Origin of the sequence: Blastococcus sp. TF02A-30, assembly GCF_003319185.1 — a bacterium.
Lineage (GTDB): Bacteria > Actinomycetota > Actinomycetes > Mycobacteriales > Geodermatophilaceae > Blastococcus.
The window spans coordinates 426,145-451,119 of the sequence record NZ_QOHJ01000001.1; the positions used below are offsets into that span (position 1 = coordinate 426,145).

Sequence of the window (24,975 nt, forward strand, 5' to 3'; positions counted from 1 at the left end):
CTTCCGGTACCGAAAGCTGGTGGACCGGGCGCGGGCAGCGCGCGTAACGTCCTCCGACCGTGTCTCACCGATCCGCACCCGAGACCACCGTCCCCGACCCCTCCGTCCCCGATCCCGTCCTGGACGCCGAGCGCGCCCACCTCGCCCGCGCCGAGGCGTGCCTGGCGCAGATGCGGGTCGCCGCCACCGCGGTGACCGACGCCGGCGTCGACGCCTGGGCCTCCGAGCGGCTCGGCGCCGCCCGGGCCGAGCGGCTGCGGGCGCTGGCCGCCGATCCCGGCGTCCCGCCCTTCTTCGGGCGCACCGACAGCCCGTACGAGACGTTCCACATCGGCCGCCGGCACGTCCGCGACGACGCCGGCGACCCGGTGGTCATCGACTGGCGCGCGCCGATGAGCCGGCCGTTCTACCAGGCCAGCGCCGTCGAGCCCCAGGGCCTGAGCCGGCGCCGCCGGTTCGGCTTCGCCGGCGGCGAGCTGACCGGCTACGAGGACGAGCACCTCACCGCCGACGACGGCGAGAGCGCGTTCCTCCGGAGCGAGATCGAGCGCCCGCGCAGCGGCCCGATGCGCGACATCGTCGCCACCATCCAGCCCGACCAGGACGACATCGTGCGCGCCCCGCTCGCCGAGTCGGTCTGCGTCCAGGGCGCCCCGGGCACCGGCAAGACCGCCGTCGGCCTGCACCGCGCCGCCTACCTGCTCTACACGCACGGCGGGCAGCTGGCCCGCACCGGCGTGCTCGTCGTCGGCCCCAACCGGGCGTTCCTGCGCTACATCGAGCAGGTGCTGCCCACGCTGGGCGAGGTGGACGTCGAGCAGACGACGGTCGCCCAGCTGACCGCCCGCGTGCCGGTGCGCGCCGTCGACCGGCCCGAGGTGGCCGTGCTCAAGGGCGACGCCCGCATGGCCGAGGTGCTCCGGCGGGCGCTCTGGGGCGAGATCCGCAAGCCCGCCGACGACGTGCTGGTGCCGCTGGTCGGCCGGAGGTACCGGGTGCCGGTCGAGCGGCTCAAGCGCTACGTCGACGACCTGCGCCGCCGCGCGCGGGGCGACGACGACCAGCAGCTGCTGCACTACGCGGCGGGCCGGGAGCGCCTGGCGATGCTGCTGGCCGAGGACGCCCGGCGGCAGAAGGAGGCGGCCGGTGGCAGCCCCACCGACGCCGAGACCCGGCGGGCGGCGCGCAGCCCCGAGGTGCGGGCGTTCTGCGACGAGGTCTGGCCCGCCCGCGACGCCGCCGGGCTGCTGCTCGCCCTCTACACCGACGAGGCGCTGCTCGCCCGGGCCGCGCGCGGCGTCCTCACCGACGACGAGCGGGCGCTGCTGCGCTGGGACGCCGCTCCCCGGTCGGCGCGCACGGCGCCGTGGACCGAGGCCGACGCGGTGCTGGCCGACGAGGCCGCCGGCCTGCTGGAGCGGACCAGCGGCTACGGGCACGTGGTCGTCGACGAGGCGCAGGACCTCTCGCCGATGCAGTGCCGGGCGGTGGCCCGCCGGCTGGCCGCGGGGTCGCTCACCGTGCTCGGCGACCTGGCGCAGGCGACCAGCCCGTGGTCTTCGTCGGACTGGGCGCGCACGCTGGCCGACCTCGGCCGCCCGGGCGCCGTCGTCCGCCCGCTGACCCGCGGCTACCGGGTGCCGGCCGAGGTCCTCGACTACGCCAACCGGCTGCTGCCGCTCATCGCCCCCGGGTTGCCGCCCGCGAGCGCGGTCCGCAGCGAGCCCGGCGCGCTGCGGGTCCGCCCGGTGGCCGGGCTGGCCGGCCCGCTCGCCGAGGTGGTCGCCGAGCTCGCGGCCGCGCCGGGATCGATCGGCGTCGTCTGCGCCGATGCGGAGGTGGCGGAGCTGGCCCGGCTGCTGACCGGGGCGGGGGTGCCGGCGGCCGTGCTGGGCGACGACGGTGAGGCGCCGGACCGGATCGCCGTCGTCCCCGCGACGCTGGCCAAGGGGCTGGAGTTCGACGCCGTCGTGGTGGTCGACCCGGCGGCGATCGTCGCGGCCGAACCGCGCGGCCTGCACCGGCTCTACGTCGTCCTCACCCGGGCGGTGAGCACTCTCGTGGTCCTGCACCGCGGCGAGCTCCTCGAGGCCCTGACGGCACACCCGGCGCTCTGACCACGGCTTTCCCACCTGCCCGTCACGCACCGTCACGGGCTGGCTACGTTCGGCGCGGAGGGTTGTCGGGCGTGTCCCCGCTCTGCTGAGGTGTGCCCGGTCGGGAGGAGATCGGCATGCGCCAGCGGAGCACCGGAGCCACGCTGTGCACGCTCGCGGGGAGCGTGCTGCTCGCCGGCGTCCTGCTGGCCGGGCTGCTCCTGCCGTGGGTGGGCGGGCCCACGCTGGCCGCCTCGCAGACCGGCGGGTTCCTGGGCGAGCCGCCGGCCGAGCTCACCGACGAGACCCCGCCGGGCAACACCGTGGTGCTGGCGGCGAACGGCGAGCCGATCACCTGGTTCTACGAGGAGAACCGCGACCCGGTCGCCTCCTCGGAGATCGCCGAGGTGGTCAAGCAGGCGATGGTCGCGATCGAGGACGCCCGGTTCTACGAGCACGGCGGGCTCGACGTGCAGGGGACCGTCCGGGCACTGGTGACCAACGTGGTCTCCGGCGACGTCCGCGAGGGCGGGTCGACGCTCACCCAGCAGCTGGTCAAGCAGACGCTGCTGCAGTCGGCCCGCACCCAGGACGAACGCGACGCCGCCGTCGACAAGACCCTGGCCCGCAAGGTGCGCGAGGCCCGGCTGGCGCTGGCGATGGAGGCCACCTACAGCAAGGACGAGCTGCTCACCCGTTACCTCAACATCGTCTACTTCGGGAACAACGCCTACGGCATCCAGCCGGCCGCCCGCCGCTACTTCGGCGTCGACGCCGCCGCCCTCACCCTGCCGCAGGCGGCGCTGCTCACCGGGCTCGTGCAGAGCCCGTCGGACGACGACCCGTTCGTCAACCCCGAGCGGGCGACGTTCCGCCGCAACCAGGTGCTCACCCGGATGGCGGCGCAGGGCTACATCACCCCCGAGCAGGCCACCGAGGCGCAGGCCGCACCGCTGGGCCTGACCCCCGAGCCCGCGCCGCGGCGGGGCTGCGCGGAGGCCAGCGTCGGCGGGTACGTGTGTGACTTCGTGCAGAAGTACCTCACCCAGACGCTCGGTCTCACCACGGAGGAGCTCGAACGCGGCGGCTACACCATCCGGACGACGCTCGACGTCGACCTGCAGCGCGCCGGCGACGCCGCCGTCCTGGCCACGCTCCCGCTGGAGGACTCGCGGGCCGCGACCTTCACCGCCGTCGAGCCGGGGACCGGGCACCTGCTCGCGATGAGCGTGAACCGGGTGTTCGGCTACGACGTGACCGACCCGACGCAGGAGTCGTACAACCTCAACGCGGCGGCCAGCGCGGGCGCGGGCTCGACGTACAAGGTGTTCGTGGCCGCCGCCGCGCTGGCCCGCGGCTACTCGTCCACCTACACGCTGGACGCGCCGAGCCCGTACTACTCGCGGGTCTTCCGGGAGGACGGCGGCCCGTACGACGTCCGGAACTCCGGCAGCTACCGGTCCACCCTGGACATGACGACGGCGCTCTACCAGTCCTCCAACACCTACTTCCTCGCGCTCGAGGACGCCCTCGGCAGCGTGGCGGAGCCGGTCCGGATGGCCGAGGCCATGGGGCTGTACCAGTTCGACACCCAGGGCCTGGCGCAGCGGACGATCGACGAGAACAACGGCTCGTTCACCTTCGGGCCGGACGCCACCAGCCCGCTCGGGCTCGCCAGCGCCTACTCGACGCTGGCCGCGAGCGGCACGCAGTGCGACGTCACGCCGGTGACCGCGGTGCTCGACCGCCACGGGGAGCCGGTGCTGGGCGACGACGGCGAGCCGCTGGTGCCGGCCGACCCCTGCACGCCCGAGGCGATCCCGCCCGGGGTGGCCGACACGCTCACCCAGATGCTGCGCAAGGACGTCGAGCCGGGGAACCCGGGGCAGACGGCGCCGCGGGCGTACGTGCCCGGCCACCAGATCGCGGGCAAGACCGGGACGACGCAGAACAACTACTCGGTCGCCTTCGTCGGCTACACCCCCGAGATCGCGGCCAGCGTCATGGTCTTCGACCCGAAGCGGGCCCGGGACGTGGGCGGGTTCGGTGGGGACAAGGGCGCGCGCATCTGGCACGACGCGATGGCGCCGATCCTCACCGCGCGGGGCAGCGGCACCTTCCGGCCGGCCGACCCCGCCGTCGTCCGCGGCAACACCGAGGCGGTGCCGGCGTGCGCCACCGTCGACGAGTGCCGCACCGCCCTCGCCGCCGCCGGGTTCACCTCCGCGACGCGGGACGTCGACAGCGCGTTGCCGGCCGGCGCGCTCGTGGGCCTGAGCCCGGCGCGTGCGGTCCCCGGCCAGCTGGTCACCATCCAGGTGAGCAACGGCCGCGACTACGTCCCGCCCGCTCCGGAGCCGCCGCCGGTGGTGGCACCCCCGCCGGTCGTGGCCCCGCCGCCCGATCCGGTGGTGCCGCCCGTCGTGCCACCCGTGGTGCCGCCCACGCTCCCCGGGCTGCCCGGGTGGCCGGAGGACTGGCCGGCGATCCCCTGGCCGCCGGGCGGCTGAGCCGCGGCCCGCTGCTGGAGCAGCTCGTCGAGCGAGCCGGTGAGCAGCCAGCCGAGCAGCACGACGACGTGCAGCAGGAAGAGCCACAGCCCGATGGCGACGACGCCGCCGACGACCGTCAGCCCGCCGAACGGTGCGCCCAGGTCCAGCGGCAGCGACAGGAACAGCACGAAGCCCTGCAGGAACCCGGAGACGCAGGCGGCCGTGAACAAGGTGCCGCAGACCAGCGCCGGCCGGTGCACCCGGCCGCCGCCGACCACCCGGAAGCCCCAGCCGAGCGGGAGGGTGAGGGCCGCCAGCACGGCGTAGAACCCGAGCGCGGTCCGGGCCAGGGCCGGGCCGGCGCCGTCCTGCGCGGCGAGGTCGGCCATCTGCGCCGCCACCAGCAGCAGCGGGTAGAGGAGGAACGGGGAGAGGAGCACCAGGGGCAGCGCGGCCAGCCGTCCGCGCCAGCCGGTCATCCCCTCCTCACGCGCGCTGAAGCGCAGCAGCGCGCGGCGCAGCCCCTCGCCGTACAGCGACAGGGGGAGCAGGGCCAGCAGGGCCCCCAGGGGCTGCAGGCCGATGCCGGCCTCGACCAGCCGGTCGACCGCGGCCGGGGCGCCCAGCTCGGCGGGCAGCAGGTCGGCGACGCGGCTGCCGAGCTCCTGCACCCGCTCGGCGGAGGTGAGCCAGGCCGTGAGGCCGAAGGCCAGCACGAGCACCGGGACGACGGCGATGCCCGCGTAGAAGGTCAGCCCCGCGGCGATGAGCGCGAGGTCGCGACCGCGCAGCCGCCGTCGGACGCCGTCGACGAGGAACCGGGTGACCGACCGCAGCCCGCGGGCGGCGGCGGGCTCGCCGGGGGCGTGCGCCACGCCCGTCAGGTGCGCAGCCGTCGTGCGCGGCTCACTCGACGTCGTCGTTGACGCCGGTCTCCTCGCAGCTGGCGTCGTGCGGGTTGCTGGCCTCCTCGCCCTGCGAGTCGCAGTTGGTCTCGCCGCGCTGCAGGTCGCTGTTGTCGCCGCAGGCGACCAGGGAACCCGCGACGGCGAGCAGGAGGAGGGGTCTGCGAAGGTCCATGCCTTCGGTAGTGGTCGCCGGAGCGGGCGGCGAAACGGCGCCGCGCCGGTGATCCCGGACCGGTTCGTCACGCCGATCGGCAGCCATGCCCGTGATCTGGACCATCGAAACACACAAATGTCATTCGACCCGTTGTCACGGACCGGTAACGCCCCTACGGTGAGTGTGTCCGCGGGGGCGTTCCGTCACTGCCTGGGTGACACCTCCCGGACGCCGTCGAACCGGCCGCCCGCACAGGCGCGGAGGCCGGACCGGGGACCCACCGCAGCACAGGGGTGCAGCGGGTCGGCGCGAGCCGAGCCGCCGGGCGAACTCCCGCCCGAACCCGTCAGCTAACTCGGTAGGCGGCTCGTGGATGAGAAACGGAGCGCCGCCCGCACCATGGCGACCCCCCTGCGCACGTCCCGCCGCGCCGTCCTGGCCATCGCCGCCGCCGCCGGCGTCCTGCTCGCCGGCTCTCCGGCCGCCGCCACCCCCACGACGCCGACGACGGCCGCCGAGGCCGCCGAGCTGGTGGCCGCCCGCGGGCACGAGCTCGAGGCGCTCTCGGAGCAGTTCAACGAGGCGCGCGAGACGCTGCGCGCCCAGACGGCCGCCGCGGAGCAGGCGCAGGCCCAGGTCGCCGCCGCGACGGCGCAGCTGACCACCGCCCAGGAGCAGGTGCGCGGGATCGCCCGCAGCGCCTTCACCGGCGACAGCACCAGCTCCTTCCGCGCGCTGATGACCAGCGCCTCCGCCGAGGAGTTCGTCGGCCGGGTGACCACGCTGCAGTCGGTCGCCGCGCACCAGTCCGAGCTGCTCGCGACGGCGGCCGCGGCCAACGAGGTCGCCACCCAGGCGCAGGCCCAGGCCGCCGCCGCGGTCGCCGAGGCCCAGGCGCAGTACGACGCCGTCGCCCGCCAGCAGGCCGACCTCGAGGCCCAGATCGCCCAGTACCAGGGCGTCTACGACCGGCTGACCACGCAGGAGCGCCAGGCCGTCGCGGCAGTCCCCCACGAGCGGGCCAGCCGCGACGAGCGCGAGGAGGCGCCGGTCGCCGCCGCTGCTCCGGTCGTGGCCGACAGCGCGGCCGGCCAGGCGGCGGTCGACGCCGCCATGGCGCAGCGCGGCAAGCCCTACGTGTGGGCGGCCGCCGGCCCTGGCTCGTTCGACTGCTCCGGCCTCACGCAGTACGCCTACCGCGCCGCCGGCATCAGCCTGCCGCACTCCAGCCGGATGCAGGCGCAGATGGGCCAGCCGGTCGCGAAGGCCGACCTGCGCCCCGGCGACCTGGTCTTCTTCTACAGCCCGATCAGCCACGTGGGCATCTACATCGGCAACGGCCAGATGGTGCACGCGCCGACGTCCGGCGACGTCGTGAAGGTCGCCCCGCTGATGGGCGGTTACGTGGGGGCCCGCCGCATCGCCGGCTGATCCACCCGCTGGAGCAGCCCCCACACGAACACCGCCCGCTCGCCGCCGGCGAGGTGCACCTCCCAGCGGGTCACGACGCCGGGGTCGACGCTCCGTGCACCCGGGACCCGCACCACGTCGTCGAGCACGTGCTCCCAGACCCGCAGGTCCCCCGCTCTCGCCGGGGGGACCGGGGAGCCGGGCGCGCGGGCCAGGTGCTCGTGCAGCACCGAGCCGCCGGGGCCGCTGACCACCTCCCACCACGCGTGCGGCCACAGCGGCAGCGGCCAGCGCCGCACCTGGACGTCGAGGTCGCCGAAGCGCCGGTCCTCCAGCTCCTCGGGCGGGCCGAGGACCGCGGTCCGCAGCGCCAGCCCGCGCGGTGCCCGCGGGGCGTGGTGCAGGGCCTGCCAGCGGGTGTGGGCGGCGTGCGCCTCGGCACGGGTGGCACCCAGGCGGGGCAGCGCGTCGGCCACGAGGTCGGGGCGGAGGTCGGCCATCCGGCGGAGCAGCACGAGGCAGAACTCCCTCCGCGCCAGCCCCCGCACGGCGCCGACCCTGCCACGGCACGCTGACGGGAAGATCACACGACGGGGCGGGGACACCGCCGCGCCCCGGGCCGTTGACCCCGAGGACCTGCCGCCGACCCCGAGGACGCCCGCTCCGATGAACCCCCGCTCCGTCGCCACCGCCTTCCGCGTCGTCGCGATCGCCGAGGCCTGCTCCTGGATCGGCCTGCTCGCCGGGATGTTCGTGAAGTACGTGCCGGAGACCTCGGAGATCGGGGTGAAGATCTTCGGGCCCGTCCACGGCGGGATCTTCGTGGCGTACCTGGTGGTCACGGTCGTCGCCGCCCGCGTGCTCCGCTGGTCGGTGTGGACGACGCTGCTCGCGCTCGCCGCCTCGATCCCGCCCCTGGTGACCATCTGGTTCGAGCGCCGCGCGACCCGCCGCGGTGAGCTGCCCACCGGGGACGCCGTCCCGGCCGCCTGAACCGGGCGTTACGGTGCCCGGCATGCCCGAGCCCGTGCTGCCCACGACCGCCCGCACGATGCTGGCGCGCGTCGCCCGCGCGCAGCGCGACGGCCGCGCCCCGAGCCTGGTGGCCGGGGTGGTCCGCGACGGCGGGCTGGCGTGGTCGGCCGGCCGCGGTGCGGTCGCCGAGCCGCACACCGACGTCCAGTACCGGCTCGGGTCGATCAGCAAGACCGTGACCGCGGTCGTGGTCATGCGGTTGCGCGACGAGGGCCGGCTGGCCCTGGACGACCCGCTGGAGCGGCACCTCCCGGGGACGCCGTTCGGCGAGCGCACCGTCGGCCAGCTGCTGTCTCACCTGGCCGGGGCGTCGGCGGAGAGCCCCGGCGGCTGGTGGGAGCGCGTCCCGGGAGGCCCGCTCGAGGAGCTCGGCCTGGGCGACGACGACGTCGTCCTCGGCGCGGCCCGGCGGTTCCACTACTCCAACCTCGGCTTCGGCCTGCTCGGCGAGCTCGTCGCCCGGCTGCGCGGGACCTCGTGGGAGGAGGCCGTGCGCGCCGAGGTGCTGGCGCCGCTGGGCATGACCCGCACGACGCCCCGCCCGGTCGCGCCCGCCGCGGACGGGACGGCGGTGCACCCGTGGGCCGACGTCGTCCTGGCCGAGCCGGAGCACCACGCGGGCGTGATGGCCGCCGCCGGCCAGCTCTGGGCCACGCTGACCGACCTCGGCCGGTTCGCCGCCTTCCTGCTCGGCGACACCGCGGACGTGCTCGACCCGGCCACGCTCGAGGAGATGACCGAGCCGGCCGGGGTGGACTCCTCCGCCGCGGGCTGGTCGGCATACGGGCTCGGGGTGCAGGTCCTGCGGGTGGACGGGCGCACGCTCGTGGGTCACGGGGGCTCGATGCCCGGCTTCCTGGCCGGCGTCTTCGTCGACCGCGACGAGCAGACCGGCGCGGTGTCGCTGGCCAACGCGACGAGCGGCGTGGACCCCGTCGTCTTCGGGCTGCTGGCCGACCTGCGCGCCGCCGAGCCGCGGATCGTCGAGGCGTGGGCGCCGTCGCCGTCGCCGGTGCCCCTGGGGTCGCTGGGCGTCTGGTACTGGGGGCCGTCGCCGTACGTGCTGCGCGCGGTGGCCGGCGGGCGGCTGCACCTCGGGCCGCTGCCCGGGCGCGGCGGCCGGGCCAGCCGGTTCTCCCGCGACGAGGACGGCCGCTGGGTCGGGCTGGACGGGTACTACGCGGGCGAGACGCTGCGCATCGCCGACGACCACCTCGACCTCGGCACGTTCGTCTTCACCCGCACGCCCTACGACCCGGCCGCGCCCGTGCCCGGCGGCGTCCACGAGGAGGGCTGGCGCTAGCTCGCCGGGTAGAGGCCCTGGGCGTACCCGGGGCCGTAGTAGCGCTCGAGGTCGGCCAGCGACTCCTCCGGCCGCTCCAGCGCCTGCGCGATCCGGGCGCGGGAGGCGACGGCGTCCGGCTGCCAGGTGCCCACGTCCCACAGCCCGGACCGCAGGAACGCCTTGCCGCAGTGCGAGAAGACCTGCTCGATCTCGACGACGACGGCGAGCACCGGGCGGTGCCCCTTCACCACCATGCGGTCGAGCAGCCCGGCGTCGGTGACCAGGCGGGCGCGGCCGTTGATGCGCAGCGTGTCGGTGCGGCCGGGCAGCAGGTAGATCAGCCCGACGTGCGGGTTGGCGAGGACGTTGCGGTAGCCGTCGGCCCGCCGGTTGCCGGCCCGCTCGGGCACGGCGATCGTCCGGTCGTCGAGGACCAGCGTGAAGCCGGGCGGATCACCCTTCGGCGAGACGTCGCAGCTGCCGTCGGCGGCGCTGGTCGCGACCAGGCAGAAGGGCGACGCCGCCAGCCACGCGCGGTCGAGCTCGTGCAGCGCGGTGCGTTCCTTGCCGAGGGCCGCCGGGGTGGGCTCGCCGAGCAGCTCGCGCAGCTGCGCCTCGCTGGTGATCTCCTCCACCCGGCCAGTCTGGTCAGGGGCGGTCGAAGGCGTCCATCGTCTTCTTGAGCACCGCGCCGTAGACCAGGTGCGGCACCAGGTCGCTGATCCAGTCGGTGCGCGACCAGGTGCGCGGGTCGGTGATGCCCAGCGCCGTCATCGGCCCGTTCGCCGCGACCAGGATGCCCGCGGTGGTCAGCAGCGTGCCGACCGCCGGCCGCGACCGGTACCCGGCCGCCCGCACCAGCCCGACGACGACGCCGACGCCGACGCCCGCGACCAGCCCGGTGAGCGGGCCCAGCCCCTGCACCCGGTTCTGCCGCGTCTCGTCGTCCCCGGGGATCGGGACGTGCGCCTTGCCCGCGAGCGCCTCGACGGTCTGCTCGGGGGTCGAGCTGCTGCCCCGGCCGCGCACCGCCATGTCCACGTACGTGACCGCGTTGAGCGCCGTGCTGGCCGCCGCACCCGCCGCCGCCCCGCGCAGCGCCCAGCCCGCGGTGCTGATGCCGCGCTTGCCCTTGCCGATCGTGCCGACCGCCGTCTTCTTCGCCATGGCGCCGCCGGTACCCAGGTCAGCCCCCGGAATCCCCCGCGTACTCGTAGGAGGCGCTCCGGGAGGGGAACACCCGGATCCGCACGGGGCCTCGGCCGAGGCCGGTCACCTCGGCGACGACCGGGCGGAGCCGGGGGACGGCGACCTCGTCGAGCAGGTGCTCGGTGACCCGGTCCAGCACGGCGGTGGTGCCGCCGGCGGTGAAGGTCCGCGCCTCGTCGGCGACGGTGACCACGGCCCGGCGCCGGGAGGCGAACGCGACCGTGGCCGGCAGCTCGGGGCCCCACTCCGCGCGCAGGATCCGGAGCTCGTCGGCCAGGCGGCCGCGGGACGAGCGGGACAGCCGCCCGAACTGCAGGTCCAGGACGGCTCGTGCGTGCCGCGCCGGCAGGTCGAAGGCCTCCTGCACCCGCCGCACCGCGTCGTCGTCGTCCTCGGCGTCACCGAGCAGGGCGACCAGGCGGACCGGGTCGGCCAGGGCCGTCTCGTACGCGGCGAGGACCGCGAGCCGCTCCGCGCGCCGGTCGGGTGCGGTCACGCGCGGTCCCGCCGGCCGGGCCCGACGCGCCACCGCGCCAGCACGAGGCCACCGCCGACGACCAGCAGGACGGCGAGGACCTGGGCGATCGGTGGGCGACCCTCCACCGGCACCTGGGCGACGGCCGGCTGCGTGGGCGGGGGCTGGGCAGGCGACGTGGCCCCCGCCGGGAGCAGGGCCTCGAGCTCCGCCTCCAGCAGCGGGGTGAGCGGGGCGGTGCCGTCGCAGAGGAACGCCGCGTACTGGTCCTCCGCCAGCGTCGCGAACGGCGTGCCACCCAGGTCGGTCGAGCGGGAGGCGAACACGGCCACCGGACCGCGCTCGGGCAGTTCGATGCCGCAGGACGCGCCCGAGTCCGGGGAGAGCACCTCTTGCTGCCCGAGCACCTGGCCCTTGACGACCATCTCCACCTCGAACAGGTGGACGGCGGGGGAGGCACTCGAGCCGCCGTCGCCCGGCGTCCGGGAGATGAGCCGGCCGGTGAAGACCGCATCGGCGCGCTCCAGCTGCTCGATCGTCGTCCCCCCGGCGCAGCTGCAGGCGGCCGCCGGGCCGGCGACGACCACGGCCAGGGCGCCCAGCAGCGCGCTGAGCAGCAGGAGGATCCCGGAACGGCGCACGGCGGCAGCCTGCCGCGTCAGCGACCGGAACGCCAGGGTGCCGGTTGGCGGCGCGCCCGGCGCGGGCGGAGGCTCGACGTCGTGGGGATCGACCGCCGCCTGGAGCAGGCCATCGGGGAGCTGCTCGGCTCCCGCCGCCCGGGCGGCACGATCTGCCCGTCGGAGGCGGCGCGCGCCGTGGACCCCGAGGGCTGGCGCGCGCTGATGCCGGCGGCACGGGCCGCGGCCGGGCGGCTGGCGTCCGCCGGGACCGTGGAGGTCACGCAGGGTGGCGAGGTGGTCGACGTGGCCACCGCGCGCGGCCCGGTCCGGATCCGCCGGCGCGATCCCTCGTCGAGTGCGACGAACTCGGGGTGATCAGCGGCTGATGGCCACGAGTCCGTCGCACTCGAGGGCCGAGCTCAGCCGTCCTGCGCCGCCCGGTCCAGCAACGGGGCGGTGCGGTGCTCCACGAACCGGCGCAGCGCGAGCGCGGTGTCGACCCGCTGCACGCCCGGGATGGCCAGCACCTGCTCGGTGAGGCGCCACAGGTCGTCGGCGTCCTGCGCGACCACGTGCACCAGCAGGTCGGCCGCCCCCGACAGCCCGGTCACCTCGAGCACCTCGGGGATCTCGGCCAGCGCGTCGCTGACCTCGGCCAGGCTGCGCTGGACGACCTGCACCGTCGCGTAGGCGGCCAGCCGGTAGCCCAGCGCCTCGGCGCGCACCCGCCGGTCCAGCGGGGCGAGCGCCGCGGAGCTCTCCAGACGGGCCAGCCGGGCCTGCACCGTGTTCCGCGCCAGCCCCAGCTGCTGGGACAGCGCCATCACGCTGGCGCGCGGGTCCTCCCGCAGGGCGAGGAGCAGCCGGGCGTCCGTGGCGTCCAGACGGTCGGGGCTCGGGGGCACGCTGGGCAGTCTGACATGCGTGGACGTCCTAGCAACGTCCTTTCTGCGCAATGGCTGCCCGAGATCTTGCGCAGATCGACACCGGGGTGGTCTTGTCCACCTGCGGGGGAGTCGTGTCAGGATGTGTGAGTGACGCCACACCCCGGCGCCACGAGACGTCCACCCTCCGCGGAGGCCGGTGACCCCGGCGGCCCGCGGCAGACGGCGAGGAGCGAGCTGTGACCGCGTTGCGCCACGAGACCGACGCCGACATCGGCGACGCCACCGAGGTCGTCGACCCCGTGCCCGGGGCCGGTGCGCCCCACCTGCCCCAGCAGCCGGACCTGGTCCAGCTGCTGACGCCCGAGGGCGAGCGGGTGGAGCACCCCGAGTACCCGCTGGACATCTCCGACGACGAGCTGCGCGGGCTCTACCGCGACCTCGCGCTGGTCCGCCGCTGGGACGTCGAGGCCACCGCGCTGCAGCGGCAGGGCGAGCTGGGCATCTGGGCCTCGCTGCTGGGCCAGGAGGCCGCCCAGGTCGGCGCCGGCCGGGCGCTGCAGGACGGCGACATGGCCTTCCCGACCTACCGCGAGCACGGCGTCGCCTGGGCCCGGGGCGTCGACCCGCTGCACGTGATGAGCCTGTTCCGCGGCGTCGACAACGGCGGCTGGAACCCGGTCGAGCGCGGGTTCAACCTGTACACGATCGTCATCGGCGCCCAGTGCCTGCACGCCACCGGCTACGCGATGGGCGTCCAGCGCGACGGCGCCGAGAACGCCGTCCTCGCCTTCCTCGGCGACGGCGCGACCAGCCAGGGCGAGGTCAACGAGGCGATGATCTTCGCCGCGAGCTTCTCGGCACCGGTGGTCTTCTTCTGCCAGAACAACCAGTACGCGATCAGCGTGCCGCTGGAGCGCCAGTCCAAGGTGCCGCTCTACCAGCGCGCCGCGGGCTTCGGCTTCCCCGGCGTCCGGGTCGACGGCAACGACGTCCTCGCCGTCCTGGCGGTGACCCGGAACGCGCTGCGGGCCGCCCGCGAGGGCCAGGGCCCGACCTTCATCGAGGCGTTCACCTACCGGATGGGCGCGCACACCACCTCCGACGACCCGACCCGCTACCGGCTGGCCGACGAGGTCGAGCAGTGGAAGCTGCGCGACCCGATCGCCCGGCTCAAGGCCTACCTGTCCCGCAGCGGGCTGGCCGACGCCGCCTTCTTCGACGGCGTGGAGGCCGAGGCCGACCAGCTGGCGGCGCGGATCCGCAGCGGGACGGTGGACATGCCCGATCCCCGGCCCACCGACATGTTCGACGCGGTCTACGCCGAGCAGACCCCGCACCTGGCCGCCCAGCGCGCCGCGTTCGAGGCCTACCAGGCGTCCTTCGAGGGAGGCGAGCACTGATGGCCGCCGAGATGCTGGACGCACCGGCGACCCAGACGCTGACCATCGGCAAGGCCCTCAACCTGGGGCTGCGCCGCGCGATGGAGGACGACCCCAAGGTCGTGCTCATGGGTGAGGACATCGGCAAGCTCGGCGGCGTCTTCCGCATCACCGACGGCCTGCAGAAGGACTTCGGCGAGGACCGCGTCGTGGACACCCCGCTGGCCGAGGCCGGCATCCTCGGCACCGCCGTGGGCCTGGCCATGCGCGGCTACCGGCCGGTCTGCGAGATCCAGTTCGACGGCTTCGTCTTCCCCGCCTACAACCAAATCGTCACCCAGGTGGCCAAGATCCACGGCCGCTCCCGGGGGGCGCTGCCGATGCCGATCGTCATCCGCATCCCGTTCGGCGGCGGAATCGGCGCGGTCGAGCACCACAGCGAGAGCCCCGAGGCGTACTTCGCGCACACCCCCGGCCTCAAGGTCGTCGCGGTGAGCAACCCGGTCGACGCCTACTGGGGCATCCAGCAGGCGATCGCCTCGCCCGACCCGATCGTCTTCCTGGAGCCCAAGCGCCGGTACTGGGAGAAGGCCGAGGTCGACACCTCCGCCACCCCGGAGCCGCTGTTCGGTTCCCGGGTGGTCCGCGCCGGCGACGACGTCACGGTGCTGGCCTACGGCCCGATGGTGAAGACGGCGCTGCAGGCGGCGGAGGCGGCGGCCGGCGAGGGCCGCTCGCTGGAGGTGGTCGACCTGCGCACGGTCTCGCCGCTGGACCTGGAGCCGGTGTACGACTCCGTACGCCGTACCGGCCGGTGCGTGGTCGTGCACGAGGCGCCGGTGACCCTCGGCCTGGGAGCGGAGATCGCCGCCCGGGTCACCGAGACCTGCTTCCACTCCCTGGAGGCCCCGGTGCTGCGGGTCGGCGGCTACGACGTCCCCTACCCGCCGTCGAAGCTCGAGGAGGAGTACCTCCCCGACCTCGACCGGGTGCTGGACGCCGTCGACCGCGCGATGGGGTTCTGAGATGACGCAGGCCACCGGCGCGCTGCGCCAGTTCAAACTGCCCGACGTCGGTGAGGGCCTCACCGAGGGCGAGATCCTGCAGTGGCTGGTCGCGGTGGGGGACACCGTCGCGGTCAACCAGCCGCTCTGCGAGGTGGAGACGGCGAAGGCCGCCGTCGAGCTGCCCTCGCCCTACGCCGGCCGGGTCGTCGAGCTGCTGTTCGACGCCGGGACGATGGTCGACGTCGGGACGCCGATCATCACCATCGACACCGGTGAGGGCTCGGAGGCACCCGGCGGCGATCCCGCGCCCGAGCCGGGCGGCACGGGGCTGATCGGCGAGACCAACGCCAACGGCCGGACGGCGGTGCTCGTCGGCTACGGCCCGCGCAACACCGAGGCCCGACGGCGTCCCCGGCGGACGGGCGACGCCGTCGCCGCCCGCGCGACCAGCCCGCAGCCCGTCCTCCCGGAGGCCGACTACGGCTCCGGGACCGACCGCCCGCCGCTGCTCACCACGGCCCCCGACGCCCGCACCAAGCCGGTGCGGCACGGCGGGCTCGAGGTGGGCCGGCAGGCCGAGGCGCACGCCGTGCGGGACGACGCCGCGCCCGCGGCGGCGGTGACCCCCGGCCGGCGCGGTCCCCGGCCGCTGGCCAAGCCGCCGGTGCGCAAGTACGCCAAGGACTGCGGCGTCGACCTGACCCAGGTCGCCGGCACCGGACCGAACGGCACCATCACCCGCGCCGACGTCGACGCCTTCCGCACCGCGGCCGCCGCTCCGGCTCCCGCCCTCGCGGTCGTGCCGGCCGGCCAGGGCGAGCAGCGGATCCCGATCAAGGGGGTGCGCAAGCACACCGCGGCCGCGATGGTGGCCAGTGCCTTCACCGCCCCGCACGTCACCGAGTTCCTCACCGTCGACGTCACGCGGATGATGAAGCTGCGCCGCCGGCTGGCCGAACGACCGGAGCTGGCCGGGGTGAAGGTCAGCCCGCTGCTGTTCGTGGCCAAGGCGCTGCTGCTCGCCGCCGCCCGGCACCCGATGGTGAACAGCTCGTGGGACGAGGGGTCCCAGGAGATCGTCGTCCACGGTCAGGTGAACCTCGGCATCGCCGCGGCCACCCCGCGCGGGCTCGTCGTCCCCAACATCAAGGACGCCGGCCGGCTCTCGCTGGCCGAGCTGGCCGGCGCGCTGGCCGAGCTGACCGAGACCGCGCGCGCGGGCCGGACGGCGCCGGCGGACATGACCGGGGGCACGATCACGATCACCAACGTGGGCGTGTTCGGCGTCGACACCGGGACGCCGATCCTCAACCCGGGGGAGTCGGCGATCCTCGCCTTCGGCGCCATCCGGGAGATGCCGTGGGTGCACAAGGGCAAGGTCAAGCCGCGGCAGGTCACCCAGCTGGCGCTCTCCTTCGACCACCGGATCATCGACGGCGAGCTCGGGTCGCGGTTCCTGGCCGACGTCGGCGCGCTGCTGGCCGACCCCGGCGCGGCGCTGGCCTTCTGAGCTGCGGGGCGCGGCAGGATGCGGCCCGTGGACCGACGCCTGCCCGCCCTCGCCGCGCTGATGGCCTTCGTGGGGCTCACGCTCGCCGCGATCGTCCTGGACGGGCGGCTGCCGGCGAGCGAGGAGAGCCTCGCCGGGTGGATCGCGCAGGTGCTGGCCTACCTGTGCGCCCTCGCCGCCGGGGTCCTGCTGCTGGCCCCGCCCGCGGATCCGGGCACCCGGACGCCGGGGTTCGTGGTGGTGGGGGCGACGGTCGCGCTGGTGCTGCTCGACGCGCTGACGGCCGGCCAGGAGGGCGGGAACATCGGCGGTGGGCTGCTCCGGGTGGTGCTGCTCGGCGTGCTGGCCATCGTCGCCGCCCGGCTGGCCACCGCCGTCGGCGCGGCCCGGCGGCCCCGCCCCTAGCCTGACGGCGTGACCGACCTCGACCGGCTGTTCGACTTCGCCGAACGTTCCCGCGTGCCCGACGGCGGCTTCGGCGCCCTCGGCACCGACGGACGGGTGCTGCCCGGGCCGCAGGAGACCTGGATCGTCGCGCGGATGACCCACGTCTTCGGCCTGGCACACCTGCTCGGGCGCCCCGGGGCCGCCGACCTCGCCCGGCACGGGGTGGTCGCGCTCACCGAGGGCCCGCTGCGCGACGCCCGGCACGGCGGGTGGCGGGCCGGCACCGAGGACGGCACCAAGGGCGCCTACGTGCACGCCTTCGTGCTGCTCGCCGGCTCGACCGCGGCCGCCGCCGGCGTCGACGGCGGTCGGGAGCTGCTCGACGAGGCGCTGGGCGTCTGGCAGGACCGCTTCTGGGACGACGACGCCGGCCTGGCCGTGGAGGAGTGGGACGCCGGCTGGACGCGGCTGGACGGTTACCGCGGCGCCAACGCCAACATGCACGGCGTGGAGGCCACCCTGGCCGCTGCGGACGCCGTCGACGACCCCGGGACGGCGCGGCGGCTGCGCGGCCAGGCGCTGCGCAGCGCCGAGCGGATCGTGCACGGCTTCGCACGGGAGCGCGGCTGGCGGCTGCCCGAGCACTTCACCGACGGGTGGGTCCCGCTGCCCGACTTCCACCGCGACCAGCCCGCGCACCCGTTCCGCCCGTACGGCGTGACGATCGGGCACCAGTTCGAGTGGGCCCGGCTGTGCCTGCACCTGCGCGCCGCCCTGGGCGACGACGCGCCGGGCTGGCTGCTGACCGACGCCCGGGACCTGTTCGCCGCCGCGGCCGGCCGGGGCTGGGCGGCCGACGGGCACGACGGCTTCCCGTACACGCTCGACTGGGACGACGCCCCCGGGGTGACCGCCCGCCTGCACTGGGTGCTCTGCGAGGCCGTCGCCGCCGCCGCGGTGCTGGGCCGGGTCACCGGTGAGGAGGAGCCGCTCGCCCTCGCCCGCCGGTGGCGGGAGCACGGGGAGGCGTTCTTCGCCGACCCGTCGACCGGGAACTGGCACCACGAGCTGACGCCCACCGGGCAGCCGGCCACCGGCACCTGGGAGGGGCAGCCCGATGCCTACCACCTCGCCCAGATGCTGCTGCTCGGCGACCACCCGGTCCGGGGCAGCCTGGCGGCCGCGCTGCGCTGACCTGCCGCTTCGAGGTGTCGGAGCCGGATCGCCGGGGTAGGTCGCACACGACCGATCAAGCGATCACGAGGAGCTGAGACAGTGGCCAGCGTGCAGGAGTCCGTCGACGTCGACGTCCCGATCCGCGTCGCCTACGACCAGTGGACCCAGTTCGAGTCCTTCCCCCAGTTCATGGGCGGGGTCGAGAGCATCACGCAGATCGACGACACCCACACCCACTGGGTGACCAGCATCGACGGCGTCAAGCGCGAGTTCGACGCCGAGATCACCGAGCAGCACCCCGAGGAGCGGGTCGCCTGGACCAGCACCAGCGGCGAGGCCAAGCACGCCGGTGTGGTGACCTTCCACCGCCTCGACGACGCCAAGACCCGGGTGATGATCCAGATCGACTGGGAGCCCGAGGGCATCGTCGAGAAGGCCGGCGCCGCGCTCGGCTTCGACGACCGCCAGGTGAAGGCGGACGCGAAGAAGTTCAAGGAGTTCATCGAGAGCCGCGGCACCGAGACCGGTGCCTGGCGCGGGGACGTTCAGCGCCCCAGCTGATGCGCGACCGCAGCTGAGCGGACCCCGTTCCCCTCGGCCCCGTCCGGAGGCTCGACCCGAGCCTGCGAGGGGCGAGGGGGACGGGGTCCTCCTGTCAGCCGCCGTCGAGGTCGCTGGCGACCATGCCGGCGATGTGCTCGAGCACGTCCTCGTCGTCGCTGGTCACGACGACCTCGGTGCCCTGCTTGGCACCCAGGGTCATGATCATCAGCGGGGACCGGGCGTCGACGGGCGTGCCACCCGGGGTGGCCAGGGAGACCGGGACGCCGGCCTTCCCCACGGCCTCGGCGATCAGCGCCGCCGGTCGGACGTGCAGCCCGATCCGGGACCCGACCACGACGGTCCGGCTGGGCATTCGTCCTCCTCGACGCTGAGACGGGCGTGAGGGGTCATCATTCCTCACGATCCCGGGCCCGTGCCGCCCGGAGCGGTCCGGTCACCCCGACGAGGAGATCCCATGCCCAGCACAGCGCCCGGCCGACCCCTGGTCCTGACCGGTCGAGCGGCGGCGCCGGGTGCCGCGGTGGGGCCGGCCGTGCGGCTGCCCGCTGCCCGGGACGGCGGCCCCGCCGGAGCCGGCGCACCGGCGGCGGACGCGGCGACCGAGGTGCTGCGGTTCGGTGCGGCGGCCGCCGAGGCCGCGCGGCTGCTGTCGGCACGGGCGGCACAGGCCCCCGGCGAGGCCGGACCGCTGCTGCGGGCGACGGCGGCGCTCGCCGTGGACCCCGCCCTGCACGACGCCGTCGCCGCGCGGATCGGGGCGGGGGAGCCCGCCCCGGCGGCCACGAGGTCCGCCGTGCAGGAGCTGGTCGAGCGGTTCGCCGCCGCCGGCGGGCCCGCGGCCGAGCGGGTGGCCGAGCTGCTGGACGTCCGCGACCGGATCCTGGCCGGCCTGGCCGGGCGGCGGGACGACGGCCCGGTGCAGCCGGACCACCCCTCGGTGCTGCTGGCCGACGACCTGGCGCCGTCCGAGGCGGTCCTGCTCGACCCGGCCCGCGTGCTGGCCCTCGCCCTCGCCGGCGGCACGCCGACCGGTCACACTGCCCTGATCGCCCGGGAGCTCGGGCTCCCCTGCGTGGTGGGCCTGGGTGTGGGCGAGCTGGACGCCGTCCCCACCGGGAGCACGGTGCTCGTCGACGGCGGGCAGGGCACGGTCACCGTCGACCCGGACGTCGACGACGCGCACGCCCGGGTGTCGGCCGCACGCCCCGGAGCCGGCGGTGGGTGGGCCGGACCCGGCCGGACGCGGGACGGCCGCACCGTCCCGCTCCTGGCCAACGTCCAGGACGCCGCCGGCGCGCGGGCCGCCGTCGCGGCCCACGCCGAGGGGGTCGGGCTCTACCGCACCGAGCTCGCCTTCCTTGGGCGCGGGGAGGAGCCGTCGGTCGAGGAGCAGGCGGCCGCCTACGCCGAGGTGCTCGAGGTGATGGCCGGGCGCACCGTCGTGCTCCGCACCCTGGACGCCGGCGCGGACAAGCCGTTGCGCTTCTCCGACCTGCGCGAGGAGGCGAACCCGGCGCTGGGCGTCCGGGGCCTGCGCGCCGCCCGCCGCGACGCCGGCGTCCTGGAGCGGCAGCTCGACGCGATCGCGGCCGCCGGCCGGCGCACGGGGGCGACGCCCTGGGTGATGGCGCCGATGGTGGCCACCGTGCCGGAGGCCGCCGCCTTCGCGACGGCCGCCCGCGACCGGGGTCTGGTGCCCGGCGCGATGGTGGAGGTGCCCTCGGCCGCGCTGCACGCGGAGCGGCTGCTCGCGCACGTGGACTTCCTCTCGGTGGGCACGAACGACCTGGCCCAGTACGCCCTGGCCGCCGACCGGCTCTCCGCCGACCTCGCCGACCTCACCGATCCGTGGCAGCCGGCGCTGCTGGAGCTGGTCGCCCTGACCGCGGCCGCCGGAGCGCGGGTGGGCAAGCCGGTGGGCGTGTGCGGCGAGGCGGCGGCCGATCCGTTGCTGGCCTGCGTCCTCGTCGGTCTGGGCGTCACGTCGCTGTCCTGCGCGCCGTCAGCGGTCGCTGCGGTGGGCGCCCGGCTGGGGCGGACCGACCTGGCCGACTGCCGGCGGGCGGCGCAGGGCGCCCTCGCCGCGGACGACCCGGACGGGGCGCGGGCGGCCGCGGCTGCCGTCCTGGACGGAACGGGTGAGCAGACTCACCCCGAAGAGTGAGAGAACATCGGCCCCGCTTCAGTTTCACCTGCGATCCGTCGGAATAGGATGGCGTACGCCTGCATTACTACGGGTGCAGGCCCACACCACCGACGAAAGAGGCACCACAGATGAGCAGCGTGACGTCCAGCTGGCGCGAGCGTCGCCAGGCGGCGCGTACCCGGCGGGCGATCGACAAGGCCCTCGCCCGGACCAGCAGCCCGGCGATGCGCGACGAGCTCCTGGTGCTGGCCAACAGCGGTCCGTTCAACCTCCGCTGAGCCGGCCGCGCCGCCGATCCGGCGGCGCTCCCGCCGACCCCGGTCTCCTCGTGGAGGCCGGGGTCGTTCCGCGTCCGGGCCCGGTCGGTCGCCTCCCCCGAAGGGGGCATCCGCGCTACGGCAACGGGCGTTGCGTGCCGATCAGGAGCACGTGGACACGAGCGTGCGGGACGAAGCCCGCGAGACCTCCGGTGCGACCACCGGTGGGTTGCTGCGCTACGTGCGCCACGTCGGCGGCGAGGACGCCGTTCCCGAGCTGCTGCGGCGCGCCGGGACCTCCGCGACCGCCGCCGAGCTCGAGGACCAGTCCCGCTGGTGGAGCTACGCGACCCGCATCCGGCTGTTCGAGGCCGCCACCGACGTCCTGGACGACCCCGCCACGATGTTCGGCGTGGGCGCCAACGTGCTCCGCACCGGTCTGGCCCACTCGCTGGTCATCCTGCTGCGCGCCATGGGTTCCCCGCGTCAGGTCTTCCGGCAGCTGCCGCGGGCGGTGCAGAAGTTCAGCACCACGTCCACGATGGAGATCCTCGAGGCCGGCCACACGACGGCGACGATCCGCTACCGCCTGCACGACGGCTACCCGCACTCCCGGCTGGACTGCCTCTACACGCGCGGACTGCTCACCACGGTGCCGCAGATCTTCTCCCTCCCCGCGGCCCGCATCGTCCACGACGAGTGCCAGTCCGACGGGCACGAGGCGTGCGTCTACCACCTGGAGTGGTCGCCGCGGTCCCGCCTGCCGTGGCGCCGCCGCGGGAGCGCGAGCGTCGACCCCGAGCTGCACGCCCTGCGCGGCCAGCTCCAGATCCTGCAGTCCGCGGCCACCGACCTGGTGGCCAGCGACGACGTCGAGACCGTCCTGCGCCGCATCGTCGACCGGGCCGCCCAGGCCGTCCTGGCCCCCGCGTACCTCCTGGCGGTGGAGCGCCCCGGGGGTGGCGCTCCGCTGGTGCACAGCGCGGGCATGTCCGCGGCGATGGTCCCGGCCATGGCCCAACGGCTGCTGGCCGGTGAGAGCTTCGGCAGCGCGGCCGTCGTCGTCGACATCGCCTCGTCCCGGCGCACCCACGGCCGGCTGGCCGCCCTCTACCGCCCCGGCGACGAGCCGATGGGCGACGAGTCCACCATGCTCGCCGCCTACGCCGGGCACGCCGCGGCCGCGCTGGATCTGATCATCGCCCTGGAGGACGCCCGCCAGGAGGCCGACCGGGCCGGTGCGCTGCTCGCGCTGGCCCACGAGCTCGCGGCCGCCACCGACGCCGCCGCCGTCACCGAGGTGGTCAGCGACGCCCTGCCGGGCATCGTCGGCTGCTCGACGGCCGGCATCCTGCTCTGGGACCCGTCGGCGGGAGCGCTGCGCTCGCACGCCTCCGTCGGCCTCACCGACGAGGGCTACGAGGTGCTGACCGGCACGGTCCTCCAGGTGGAGGACGTGCCCGAGCTGGTGGGCATGCTGACCGACCGGGAGCCGCGGATCATCCGCAGCGCCTCGAGCAGCCCCGCGCTGCGCGAGCTGCTGGAGGGCGTGGGCACCTCCGACGTCGTCGCCGTTCCGCTGCTGGCCGACGGCGCCTTCCTCGGCGTGGCCACCGCCGGCTGGCACGACGGCGAGTCCGTGCCCGAGCTGGACGGCGACGTCGTCGCCCGGCTGCGCGGCGTCGGCGACCAGGCGACCTCCGCGCTGCAGAAGGCGCGGCTGCTGGAGACGGTGCGCCACCAGGCCACCCACGACGCGCTCACCGGGCTGCCGAACCGGGTGCTGTTCCTCGACCGGCTCGAGGAGCTGCTGCCGGCTGCGGGCACCGGCGCGCACCTGTCGGTGCTGTTCTGCGACCTCGACCGGTTCAAGCAGGTCAACGACACCCTGGGCCACGCGGCCGGCGACGAGCTGCTGCGCCAGGTGGCCGCGCGGCTGCGGGCCGCGGTCCGCCCCGGTGACACCGTGGGGCGGCTCAGCGGCGACGAGTTCGCGATCATCCTGCCCGGTCTGACCGACCCGGCGGACGCGCAGAGCCTGGCCCAGCGGGTCGGCGACTGCTTCGCCGAGCCCTTCCGGCTCGAGGGCCGCGACGTGGCGGTGGGGACGAGCGTCGGCGTCGCCATCCACGAGGCCGGCGACGCGGAGCAGCTGCTCCGCGCGGCCGACGCGGCGATGTACCGCCACAAGGAGTCCGGCCGCGCCGGCTGACCCCTATCCGCGCAGCCGGGCCCGCAGGGCGGCCTGCTCGTCGGCGCCGAAGCCGTGGGCGGTCAGCCAGCCCGCCGGACCGCCGTGCCGCTCGTCCAGCAGGGCCAGCACGCGGGTCATCGTGTCGGCGTGCGGGGTGTGGGTCGCGGCGTCGCGGCGGGCCATGTCCTCGGCGTAGGTGGGGGAGGCCGCGAGCTTGGCGACCAGCGCGTCGATGACGTCGGCGGTCATCGCGTAGTCGGCGACGATCTCCTCGGAGGGCACGCCGGCCACCGCCAGCGCGAACGCCACCACGACGCCGGTGCGGTCCTTGCCGGCCGCGCAGTGCACCACCGAGGCGCCCTCGACGGGGGCCGCCAGCGCCCGCAGCGCGGCGACCACGTTGTCCCCCCGCTGCCCCAGGTAGCCCAGGTACGACCGGACGGCGGGGTGCTCGGCCTCGTCGTGCGCGGCGACCTGGCGGGGGAGCAGCGACTCCATCCAGCCCTCGCCGGGGATCTCGACGGCCTCGTCGTCCTCCACGGCGAAGACGTCGGTGTGGTGCCCCCGCTCCGGCAGCAGCGTGAAGTGCCGGTGCGTGACGCCCGGCAGCGACCGCAGCGGCCCGCGTCCCTCGAGCAGGATCTCCGCGGTGGTGCGCAGGTCGACGACCTCGCGCAGGCCGAGCTCGTGGACGAGGCGGTGGACGTCGGCGTCGCTGAGCGTCTGGAGGTTGTCGCTGCGCAGGATCCGCCCCGGCAGAGTGCGCCCGCCGTCGGTCGTGGGCAGGCCGCCCAGGTCGCGGGTGTTCGTGGTGCCGTCCAGCCGGATCCAGCGGTCGGTGCGCAGGGAGGTCACCCCTCGACGGTACGGCGCGTCGGTGGACGGGACCTCACGCAGGCGCGAACAGCTGGTCGCACACGGCGACCAGCCGGCTCCTCAGCGCCGCGCCGCGCTCGGTGAAGCCGCGCTGGGCGGCGACGTAGGCGGCCTTGCCCTCGGGCGTCTCGATGGCGACCGGCTCGTAGCCCCGGTCGCGCAGGTCGTAGGGGGAGGCCCGCATGTCCAGCTCCCGGACGTCGGCCGCCAGGTCGAGGCAGTCGGCGAGCAGCTCGCCCGGGACGGCGGGCCCGAGCTTGTAGGCCCACTTGTAGAGGTCCATGGTGGCGTGCAGGCACCCCGGCTGCTCGAGCTGCACCTGGGTCTCGCGGGTCGGCTGCAGGCGGTTGCGGCCGACGGCCTCGGGCGTGAAGAAGCGGAACGCGTCGTAGTGGCTGCAGCGCACCGGGTGCGCCTCGACGACGGCGTCGGTGCCGGCCCGGCCCAGCCGCAGCGGCAGCGGGTGCCGGCGCTCGTCGGCGCGGTACACCATCGCCCACTCGTGCAGCCCGAAGCAGCCGGTGAACGCCGGCCGTGCGGCGGTGGCGTCGAGGAGGCCACGCACGAACCCGACGGTGCTCGCGCGCTCGGCGAGGTAGGCCGACCGGTCGAGGATCACGACGCCGTCGTCCCCGGTCGCGTAGAAGCGCCAGGCGGCGTGCGGCGCCGGGCCGTCGGCGCCCGGGGCGAGCGCGACGCCGACGCCGGGGTGCCAGCGGCGCAGCCGGCCGGGCGTCTCCGAGTAGTAGGTGAAGAGGAAGTCCAGGACCGGGTGCTTCTCGCCGCGACGGCGGCGCTCCAGGTGGGGGGCCACCCAACGGTCCACCCGCGCCGCGTGCGCCTCGGCCCGGTCCTGCCACCCGGCCGCGTCCAGCAGTGTCGGGGCAGGGGCGGGGCGCACCCCG

At 75.7% G+C, this 24,975-nt stretch carries 25 protein-coding genes, 1 pseudogene and 1 riboswitch; of the genes and pseudogenes, 15 read left to right on the forward strand and 11 right to left on the reverse strand.

Going from position 1 to position 24,975, the window contains the following annotated elements; all coding sequences use genetic code 11:
• The first annotated feature begins 59 nt into the window (after window positions 1-59).
• Together DQ241_RS02005 and DQ241_RS02010 are read left to right on the forward strand one after the other, a co-directional pair.
• Window positions 60-2,117: an AAA family ATPase gene (locus DQ241_RS02005; protein ID WP_233492156.1), complete on the forward strand. Its 2,058-nt coding sequence runs from the start codon at window positions 60-62 to the stop codon at window positions 2,115-2,117.
• Between the two features lie 116 nt (window positions 2,118-2,233).
• Complete coding sequence (locus DQ241_RS02010; protein WP_113828909.1) at window positions 2,234-4,606, forward strand: transglycosylase domain-containing protein; 2,373 nt, start codon at window positions 2,234-2,236, stop codon at window positions 4,604-4,606.
• Window positions 4,607-4,644: 38 nt separating this feature from the next.
• Here DQ241_RS02010 and DQ241_RS21005 read toward each other — a convergent pair.
• Both DQ241_RS21005 and DQ241_RS20760 read right to left on the reverse strand, forming a co-directional pair.
• Window positions 4,645-5,463, reverse strand: a pseudogene (locus DQ241_RS21005) (YhjD/YihY/BrkB family envelope integrity protein); the annotation flags it as partial.
• Between the two features lie 31 nt (window positions 5,464-5,494).
• Window positions 5,495-5,668, reverse strand: a complete 174-nt coding sequence (locus DQ241_RS20760) for a hypothetical protein (protein WP_199583975.1) — start codon at window positions 5,666-5,668, stop codon at window positions 5,495-5,497.
• Window positions 5,669-5,872: 204 nt separating this feature from the next.
• Window positions 5,873-6,030: riboswitch (cyclic di-AMP (ydaO/yuaA leader) on the forward strand.
• Window positions 6,031-6,049: 19 nt separating this feature from the next.
• Between DQ241_RS20760 and DQ241_RS02020 the strand changes: the two genes are divergently transcribed.
• On the forward strand, window positions 6,050-7,081 hold the full coding sequence (locus DQ241_RS02020) for an NlpC/P60 family protein (RefSeq protein ID WP_113828474.1): 1,032 nt from the start codon (window positions 6,050-6,052) through the stop codon (window positions 7,079-7,081).
• Here the strand turns inward: DQ241_RS02020 and DQ241_RS02025 are convergent.
• Window positions 7,051-7,575 (reverse strand): hypothetical protein, encoded by a 525-nt coding sequence (locus DQ241_RS02025; RefSeq protein ID WP_199583976.1) that lies wholly within the window; start codon window positions 7,573-7,575, stop codon window positions 7,051-7,053. The two genes, DQ241_RS02020 and DQ241_RS02025, sit on opposite strands and share 31 nt — an antisense overlap.
• A gap of 151 nt (window positions 7,576-7,726) precedes the next feature.
• Here DQ241_RS02025 and DQ241_RS02030 point away from each other — a divergent pair, with 151 nt between their 5' ends.
• Both DQ241_RS02030 and DQ241_RS02035 read left to right on the forward strand, forming a co-directional pair.
• Window positions 7,727-8,053, forward strand: coding sequence for a DUF3817 domain-containing protein (locus tag DQ241_RS02030; protein ID WP_113828475.1), 327 nt, complete (start codon window positions 7,727-7,729; stop codon window positions 8,051-8,053).
• A gap of 22 nt (window positions 8,054-8,075) precedes the next feature.
• Window positions 8,076-9,398 (forward strand): serine hydrolase, encoded by a 1,323-nt coding sequence (locus DQ241_RS02035; RefSeq protein WP_113828476.1) that lies wholly within the window; start codon window positions 8,076-8,078, stop codon window positions 9,396-9,398.
• Here the strand turns inward: DQ241_RS02035 and DQ241_RS02040 are convergent.
• The 4 genes from DQ241_RS02040 to DQ241_RS02055 are packed head-to-tail and all read right to left on the reverse strand — an operon-like array spanning window position 9,395 to window position 11,705.
• Window positions 9,395-10,015 carry a pyridoxamine 5'-phosphate oxidase family protein gene (locus DQ241_RS02040; protein ID WP_113828477.1) on the reverse strand — a complete coding sequence of 207 codons (621 nt, stop codon included), beginning with the start codon at window positions 10,013-10,015 and terminating at the stop codon, window positions 9,395-9,397. The genes DQ241_RS02035 and DQ241_RS02040 overlap by 4 nt on opposite strands.
• Window positions 10,016-10,028: 13 nt before the next feature.
• Window positions 10,029-10,547 (reverse strand): hypothetical protein, encoded by a 519-nt coding sequence (locus DQ241_RS02045; protein ID WP_199583977.1) that lies wholly within the window; start codon window positions 10,545-10,547, stop codon window positions 10,029-10,031.
• Between the two features lie 19 nt (window positions 10,548-10,566).
• The gene (locus DQ241_RS02050; RefSeq protein WP_147252311.1) at window positions 10,567-11,085 is read right to left on the reverse strand and encodes a hypothetical protein; all 519 of its coding nucleotides are present in this window, start codon (window positions 11,083-11,085) and stop codon (window positions 10,567-10,569) included.
• Window positions 11,082-11,705, reverse strand: coding sequence for a hypothetical protein (locus DQ241_RS02055; protein ID WP_113828479.1), 624 nt, complete (start codon window positions 11,703-11,705; stop codon window positions 11,082-11,084). The genes DQ241_RS02050 and DQ241_RS02055 overlap by 4 nt, the downstream gene beginning before the upstream one ends.
• Window positions 11,706-11,786: 81 nt before the next feature.
• Here DQ241_RS02055 and DQ241_RS02060 point away from each other — a divergent pair, with 81 nt between their 5' ends.
• The gene (locus DQ241_RS02060) at window positions 11,787-12,062 is read left to right on the forward strand and encodes a DUF3253 domain-containing protein (RefSeq protein WP_113828480.1); all 276 of its coding nucleotides are present in this window, start codon (window positions 11,787-11,789) and stop codon (window positions 12,060-12,062) included.
• Window positions 12,063-12,106: 44 nt separating this feature from the next.
• Here the strand turns inward: DQ241_RS02060 and DQ241_RS02065 are convergent, their stop codons facing one another.
• Window positions 12,107-12,592: an Lrp/AsnC family transcriptional regulator gene (locus DQ241_RS02065; protein ID WP_113828481.1), complete on the reverse strand. Its 486-nt coding sequence runs from the start codon at window positions 12,590-12,592 to the stop codon at window positions 12,107-12,109.
• A gap of 218 nt (window positions 12,593-12,810) precedes the next feature.
• Here DQ241_RS02065 and pdhA point away from each other — a divergent pair, with 218 nt between their 5' ends.
• From pdhA to DQ241_RS02090, 6 genes are all read left to right on the forward strand, one after another.
• Entirely contained in the window at window positions 12,811-13,974 is a 1,164-nt protein-coding gene (gene pdhA / locus DQ241_RS02070) for a pyruvate dehydrogenase (acetyl-transferring) E1 component subunit alpha (RefSeq protein ID WP_233492157.1), read from the forward strand.
• Window positions 13,974-14,978 carry an alpha-ketoacid dehydrogenase subunit beta gene (locus DQ241_RS02075; RefSeq protein WP_233492158.1) on the forward strand — a complete coding sequence of 335 codons (1,005 nt, stop codon included), beginning with the start codon at window positions 13,974-13,976 and terminating at the stop codon, window positions 14,976-14,978. Before pdhA ends, DQ241_RS02075 begins: the two co-directional genes overlap by 1 nt.
• A gap of 1 nt (window position 14,979) precedes the next feature.
• On the forward strand, window positions 14,980-16,470 hold the full coding sequence (locus DQ241_RS02080; protein WP_113828482.1) for a dihydrolipoamide acetyltransferase family protein: 1,491 nt from the start codon (window positions 14,980-14,982) through the stop codon (window positions 16,468-16,470).
• 27 nt (window positions 16,471-16,497) lie between these two features.
• Window positions 16,498-16,875, forward strand: a complete 378-nt coding sequence (locus DQ241_RS20765; RefSeq protein ID WP_199583978.1) for a hypothetical protein — start codon at window positions 16,498-16,500, stop codon at window positions 16,873-16,875.
• 9 nt (window positions 16,876-16,884) lie between these two features.
• The gene (locus DQ241_RS02085) at window positions 16,885-18,051 is read left to right on the forward strand and encodes an AGE family epimerase/isomerase (protein ID WP_199583979.1); all 1,167 of its coding nucleotides are present in this window, start codon (window positions 16,885-16,887) and stop codon (window positions 18,049-18,051) included.
• Between the two features lie 90 nt (window positions 18,052-18,141).
• Window positions 18,142-18,594 (forward strand): SRPBCC family protein, encoded by a 453-nt coding sequence (locus DQ241_RS02090; RefSeq protein WP_233492159.1) that lies wholly within the window; start codon window positions 18,142-18,144, stop codon window positions 18,592-18,594.
• A gap of 94 nt (window positions 18,595-18,688) precedes the next feature.
• On the opposite strand, the gene DQ241_RS02095 is transcribed toward DQ241_RS02090, so the two are convergent.
• Window positions 18,689-18,949 (reverse strand): HPr family phosphocarrier protein, encoded by a 261-nt coding sequence (locus tag DQ241_RS02095; protein ID WP_113828484.1) that lies wholly within the window; start codon window positions 18,947-18,949, stop codon window positions 18,689-18,691.
• Window positions 18,950-19,051: 102 nt separating this feature from the next.
• Between DQ241_RS02095 and DQ241_RS02100 the strand changes: the two genes are divergently transcribed.
• The 3 genes from DQ241_RS02100 to DQ241_RS02105 all read left to right on the forward strand — a co-directional run bounded on the left by DQ241_RS02100 (window position 19,052) and on the right by DQ241_RS02105 (window position 23,212).
• Window positions 19,052-20,761 (forward strand): putative PEP-binding protein, encoded by a 1,710-nt coding sequence (locus tag DQ241_RS02100; RefSeq protein ID WP_113828485.1) that lies wholly within the window; start codon window positions 19,052-19,054, stop codon window positions 20,759-20,761.
• Window positions 20,762-20,871: 110 nt separating this feature from the next.
• Window positions 20,872-21,021 (forward strand): hypothetical protein, encoded by a 150-nt coding sequence (locus tag DQ241_RS20770; protein ID WP_199583980.1) that lies wholly within the window; start codon window positions 20,872-20,874, stop codon window positions 21,019-21,021.
• Between the two features lie 151 nt (window positions 21,022-21,172).
• Window positions 21,173-23,212 carry a diguanylate cyclase domain-containing protein gene (locus DQ241_RS02105; protein ID WP_233492160.1) on the forward strand — a complete coding sequence of 680 codons (2,040 nt, stop codon included), beginning with the start codon at window positions 21,173-21,175 and terminating at the stop codon, window positions 23,210-23,212.
• A 3-nt stretch (window positions 23,213-23,215) separates the two neighbouring features.
• Here the strand turns inward: DQ241_RS02105 and DQ241_RS02110 are convergent, their stop codons facing one another.
• Entirely contained in the window at window positions 23,216-24,049 is an 834-nt protein-coding gene (locus tag DQ241_RS02110; protein ID WP_113828486.1) for a tyrosine-protein phosphatase, read from the reverse strand.
• A gap of 34 nt (window positions 24,050-24,083) precedes the next feature.
• Window positions 24,084-24,971, reverse strand: a complete 888-nt coding sequence (locus DQ241_RS02115) for a 3-methyladenine DNA glycosylase (RefSeq protein ID WP_113828487.1) — start codon at window positions 24,969-24,971, stop codon at window positions 24,084-24,086.
• Between the last annotated feature and the right edge of the window lie 4 nt (window positions 24,972-24,975).

Coding starts and splice junctions, on each gene's coding strand:
- DQ241_RS02035 (WP_113828476.1), top strand. CDS start 8,076: ATGCCCGAGCCCGTGCTGCCCACGACCGCCCGCACGATGCTGGCGCGC.
- DQ241_RS02080 (WP_113828482.1), top strand. CDS start 14,980: ATGACGCAGGCCACCGGCGCGCTGCGCCAGTTCAAACTGCCCGACGTC.
- DQ241_RS20760 (WP_199583975.1), bottom strand. CDS start 5,668: ATGGACCTTCGCAGACCCCTCCTCCTGCTCGCCGTCGCGGGTTCCCTG.
- DQ241_RS02100 (WP_113828485.1), top strand. CDS start 19,052: ATGCCCAGCACAGCGCCCGGCCGACCCCTGGTCCTGACCGGTCGAGCG.
- DQ241_RS02010 (WP_113828909.1), top strand. CDS start 2,234: ATGCGCCAGCGGAGCACCGGAGCCACGCTGTGCACGCTCGCGGGGAGC.
- DQ241_RS20770 (WP_199583980.1), top strand. CDS start 20,872: ATGAGCAGCGTGACGTCCAGCTGGCGCGAGCGTCGCCAGGCGGCGCGT.
- DQ241_RS02030 (WP_113828475.1), top strand. CDS start 7,727: ATGAACCCCCGCTCCGTCGCCACCGCCTTCCGCGTCGTCGCGATCGCC.
- DQ241_RS02045 (WP_199583977.1), bottom strand. CDS start 10,547: ATGGCGAAGAAGACGGCGGTCGGCACGATCGGCAAGGGCAAGCGCGGC.
- DQ241_RS02095 (WP_113828484.1), bottom strand. CDS start 18,949: ATGCCCAGCCGGACCGTCGTGGTCGGGTCCCGGATCGGGCTGCACGTC.
- DQ241_RS02020 (WP_113828474.1), top strand. CDS start 6,050: ATGGCGACCCCCCTGCGCACGTCCCGCCGCGCCGTCCTGGCCATCGCC.
- DQ241_RS02075 (WP_233492158.1), top strand. CDS start 13,974: ATGGCCGCCGAGATGCTGGACGCACCGGCGACCCAGACGCTGACCATC.